This window comes from Corynebacterium sp. (assembly GCF_030535495.1).
Lineage (GTDB): Bacteria > Actinomycetota > Actinomycetes > Mycobacteriales > Mycobacteriaceae > Corynebacterium.
In genome coordinates this window covers 1-3746 of the sequence record NZ_JAUNRW010000154.1, presented here as the reverse complement: position 1 = coordinate 3746, position 3746 = coordinate 1, and the positions used below count along the sequence as shown (strand labels likewise).

Genomic DNA, 3746 nt, shown 5'->3' with positions numbered 1-3746 from the left:
GAGGGGCTGGCCGTGGACAAGGGCCTGACCATGGCGCACCTGCGCGGCACCCTCGATCACCTGGCCAAGACCCTCTTCGGCCCGGAGACGAAGACGCGTATGCGCGCGAACTACTTCCCCTTCACCGAGCCTTCGGCGGAGATCGACGTGTGGTTCCCCAACAAGAAGGGCGGCGCCGGCTGGATCGAGTGGGGCGGCTGCGGCATGGTCCACCCGAACGTCCTGCGCGCCGTCGGTGTCGATCCCGAGGTCTACACCGGTTTCGCCTTCGGCATGGGCCTCGAGCGCACGCTGCAGTTCCGCAACGGGCTGTCCGATATGCGCGACATGGTCGAAGGCGACGTCCGTTTCACGCTGCCGTTCGGCATCCAGAAGTAATACCCCGGTTCAGAAAGGAACATCATCATGCTGCTTGCACAGAACTGGGTCACCGGACTGCTGCGTCACGCCAACCCGTCCTTCGGCGTCACGCCGGAGGAGCTCGACGCCGGCTACGTCCGCGTCGGCTTCGAGACCGAAGGCTATGAGCCCATCCCCGAGACCACCGGACCACTGGTGTTCGGCGTGGTCAAGGAGATCGAGGAGCTCACCGAGTTCAAGAAGCCCATCCGCTACTGCCAGGTCGACGTCGGCGATGCCAACGGCACCGGGGAGCTGCAGGGGATTGTCTGCGGCGCGCAGAACTTCGCCGAAGGCGACACCGTCGTCGTCGCCCTGCCGGGTGCGGTGCTGCCGGGCAATTTCGCCATCGCCGCGCGCAAGACCTACGACCACATCTCCAACGGCATGATCTGCTCTGCCGCTGAGCTGGGCCTGAGCGACAAGTCCTCCGGCATCCAGACCTTCGACCCCGCCTACGGTCAGCCCGGTGACGATGCCCGCGAGGCCCTCGGCCTGGGCGACACCGTCTTCGACGTCAACGTCACCCCGGACCGCGGCTACGCCCTGTCCGCCCGCGGCCTGACCCGCGAGCTGGCCTCGGCCTTCGACCTGGAGTACACCGACGTCGCTGTGGAACCGGCCGTCGGTGGCATCGACCTGTCCGGCGTTCCCGCGCCGTCCGGCGAGCTGCTGGACATCGACGTCCGCGAGGAGACCAACACCGTCCGATTCGGCCTGCGCAAGGTCACCGGCATCGACCCGCAGGCGGAGTCCCCCTTCTGGCTGCAGCGCGAGCTCATGCTCTCCGGCCAGCGCCCGGTCAACGCCGCCACCGACGTGACCAACTACGTCATGCTGCTGCTCGGCCAGCCGATGCACGCGTTCGACGCCGCGCAGATCACCGGCGGGCTCGTGGTCCGCAACGCGGAGGCGGGGGAGAGCTTCGAGACCCTCGACCACGTCAAGCGCACCCTCGATGCCGCGGACGTGGTCATCTGCGACGACACCGGCATCCAGTCCCTGGCCGGTGTCATGGGCGGCACCCGCTCGGAGATCTCGGAGCAGACCACCGACGTCTACTTCGAGGCCGCCACCTGGGATCCGCTGACGGTCGCGCGGACCTCACGCCGCCACAAGCTGTCCTCGGAAGCTTCTCGACGCTTCGAGCGCGGCGTCGATCCCGCCATCGTCGAGGTCGCCCTCGACATGGCCTGTGCCATTCTCGTCGAGATCGCCGGCGGTTCCATCGCCCCTGCGCGCACGATCATCGGCGAGGTCCCGGCCATGCCGACGATCACCATGCCGGTCAACCACCCCTCCGACCTGGCCGGTGTCGACTACTCCCGCGAGACCGTCATCCGGCGTCTCGAGGAGGTCGGTTGCACCGTCGCCGTCTCCGAGTGCGGTGGCAAGCTCGAGGTCACCCCGCCGACGTGGCGCGGCGACCTGCGCATTCCCGCTGACCTGGTCGAGGAGGTCCTGCGCCTCGAGGGCCTCGAGGACATTCCGCTGGTCCTGCCGACCCCGGCTGGTGGCCGCGGGCTGACCCCGGCGCAGCGCCGTCGCCGGGCCGTCGGCCACGCCCTGGCCTACAACGGCTACGCCGAGATCCTGCCCAGCCCCTTCATCGCCAACGACACCTTCGACGTGTGGGGCCTGGACACCGACGATGAGCGCCGCAACGTGGTCAAGGTGCAGAATCCGCTGGAGGCGGATCGCGCCATCCTCGGCACGACGCTGCTGCCGTCGATGCTCGACGCCGTCGTGCGCAACGTCGCCCGCGGACGCAATGACGTCGCCCTCTTCGGCCTGCAGCAGGTCTCCTTCAAGCGCGCCGATGCCTCCCCGATGCCGTCGGTGGCCGCCAAGCCGGACGAGGAGACCATCACCGAGCTCGTCGATTCTCTGCCGTCCCAGCCGCTGCACGTGGCCACCGTCGCCACCGGCCAGGTGGAGTACGAGGGGCCCTGGGGCCAGGGGCGCGCCTACACCTGGGCGGACGCGATCGAGTCCGCCCGCGTCGTGGCGCGTGCCGCCGACGTCGAGCTGGAGATCACCTCCGCCGAGCAGCTGCCCTGGCACCCGGGTCGCTGTGCCGCCCTGCTTATCGACGACACCGTCGTCGGCCATGCCGGTGAACTCCACCCCCAGGTCCTCGAGGCCCTCGGCCTCCCGGCCCGCACCTGCGCCATGGAGCTGGACCTCACCGCCCTGCCGCTGAAGGAGAACTTCCCGGCCCCGGTGCTGTCCTCCTACCCGGCGCTCCACCAGGACATCGCGCTGGTCGTCGACGAATCCGTCCCGGCCGAGCAGGTCCGCCGCGTCGTCGCCGAGGGTGGCGGGGAGCTTCTCGAGGACGTCGAGCTTTTCGATGTCTACCGCTCCGAGCAGCTCGGCGAAGGCAAGAAGTCCCTCGCCTTCTCCCTCCTGTTCCGCGCAGGCGACCGCACGCTGACCGATGAGGAGGCCAACGAGCGACGTCTCGCGGCCGCTGAACTGGCAAAAGAGAAATTCGGCGCCGAGATGCGTGCTTAGGTAGCGGAAAGTTTATAGGGTCGGGGCATGACCATTTCACATCGTGCCCTGACCCTTCTTTCCGTTCCCGCCGTCTCTGCCGCTGTGCTCGTCGGTGGCGCCTCCGGTGCTTCCGCCGCCGAGGGTGATGTCCAGTTCACCAATGCCGCCGGTAATGTCCGCTGCGACGTCGTGATGACCGAGGACGGACCCCACGTCATCTGCGTCAGCGACGGGGCGCGTCAGACCATGCCCGAGTGCAACCCGCCGGAGGAGAAGATCCCCGCCGTGACGGTCTTCGGGAACGGCCCCGGTGTCGTCGGATGCTGGAACCAGGGGCTCATCGGCACCAAGCAGGTGCTCGGTGCGGGCCAGCTCGGCAACGCGCACGGAGTCACCGTGTTTGCTGATCCGATGGGTGGACTGCACGTGCTGTCCGGGTCCCTCAACTACGTCGCCTACGCCGGCCCTACGTCGGTCGGCAACAACCCGGCGGCTCTGAGCTCGCAGCTGAGCAGCTAGACCCGTCGACGGGCGAGGTACCTGCGCAGCGTCGCCGAGCCCCCGGCTACCAAAAGGGCGGGTCCCACGATGATGAGCAGACCCATGAACATCACCGGGCCGGGCGGCACCGCCAGCAGCACGGCTGTGGCGGCCACACCCAGACCGAGGATGATGAAGTCCCAGATTGTCGTGTCCAGCTGAGCCATCCCGAGCAGCAGACCGGCGACAAGGGCGAGCGCGCCGACGATCACCGGGAGTTCCATCCCGAGCAGCAGACCGGCGACGATGAGGGCGATCTCGGGCCAGGGGACCGCAGGCAGACCAGAGAGGATGAGGAGCTGGTCGGT

General features: G+C 68.4%; 3 protein-coding genes and 1 pseudogene. 3 read left to right on the top strand and 1 reads right to left on the bottom strand.

Features of this window, described 5'->3' with window-relative positions:
- From Q4F73_RS11930 to Q4F73_RS11920, 3 genes and pseudogenes are all read left to right on the top strand, one after another.
- Window positions 1-378 (top strand): annotated as a pseudogene (locus Q4F73_RS11930) (phenylalanine--tRNA ligase subunit alpha); the annotation flags it as partial.
- A gap of 27 nt (window positions 379-405) precedes the next feature.
- The gene (gene pheT, locus Q4F73_RS11925; protein WP_303359561.1) at window positions 406-2916 is read left to right on the top strand and encodes a phenylalanine--tRNA ligase subunit beta; all 2511 of its coding nucleotides are present in this window, start codon (window positions 406-408) and stop codon (window positions 2914-2916) included.
- Window positions 2917-2943: 27 nt separating this feature from the next.
- Entirely contained in the window at window positions 2944-3417 is a 474-nt protein-coding gene (locus Q4F73_RS11920) for a hypothetical protein (RefSeq protein WP_303359560.1), read from the top strand.
- Here Q4F73_RS11920 and Q4F73_RS11915 read toward each other — a convergent pair.
- A partial coding sequence (locus Q4F73_RS11915) for a hypothetical protein (protein ID WP_303359559.1) occupies window positions 3414-3746 on the bottom strand: 333 nt, incomplete at its 5' end. The two genes, Q4F73_RS11920 and Q4F73_RS11915, sit on opposite strands and share 4 nt — an antisense overlap.

Excerpts from the sequence above, each read along its gene's own strand:
- pheT (WP_303359561.1), top strand. The coding sequence starts at position 406 with ATGCTGCTTGCACAGAACTGGGTCACCGGACTGCTGCGTCACGCCAAC.
- Q4F73_RS11920 (WP_303359560.1), top strand. The coding sequence starts at position 2,944 with ATGACCATTTCACATCGTGCCCTGACCCTTCTTTCCGTTCCCGCCGTC.